Here is a 566-nt window from a genome sequence, read left to right on the forward strand (position 1 = left end):
CCTCAAGCCGCTGGAGCGCCGGGGCCTCCTTGAGATCGCGGTCGATCCCAGGGATCGGCGAAACCGGCGGCTGAGGCTGACGCCGGATGGGCAGGCGGTGCTGCAGGACGCGGTGCCCATCTGGACGCGCGAGCATGGCGAAGCCGAAGCGGTCTTCGCCCAGGACGATCTGCGGAGCCTGCGCGCCGGGCTGCGCGCGCTGGCCTAGATGTCGTTACCAATGAGGTTGTCCCTGTCGAGGCGATCGAGGGGCGCTTTTCCTTTGAGGGCTGAGTGGGGTCTGAGGGTGTTGTACCTGTGGAGCCAGGGGTGCATGGCCTTGGCCCTCTCGTCTGAGCTCTGGAAGGGCTGGGCATAGGCCCATTCGCGCAGGGAGGTCTGGATGAAGCGCTCGGCCTTTCCATTGGTCCTTGGCGTGTAGGGCCTGGTGCGCTTGTGTCGGATGCCTTGGCTGGCCAGCAGGTCGCGGAAGGCGAAGCTTTTATAGGCCGATCCATTGTCGGTCATGACGCGCTCGACCGGCACGCCGAGGCCTTCGAACCAGGCGATCGCGCGTCGGGTGAAGG

1 protein-coding gene and 1 pseudogene are annotated in these 566 nt (G+C 66.3%); one reads left to right on the top strand and one right to left on the bottom strand.

Annotation, left to right across the window (positions count from 1 at the left end; genetic code table 11):
- A pseudogene (locus AC1DWF_RS37310) lies at window positions 1-208 on the top strand (MarR family transcriptional regulator); the annotation flags it as partial.
- Here AC1DWF_RS37310 and AC1DWF_RS37315 read toward each other — a convergent pair.
- On the bottom strand, window positions 205-566 hold a 362-nt coding region (locus tag AC1DWF_RS37315; RefSeq protein ID WP_476843455.1), incomplete at its 5' end, for an integrase core domain-containing protein. The pseudogene AC1DWF_RS37310 and the gene AC1DWF_RS37315 overlap by 4 nt on opposite strands.

It is taken from the genome of Aminobacter sp. P4_D5 (genome assembly GCF_056401815.1).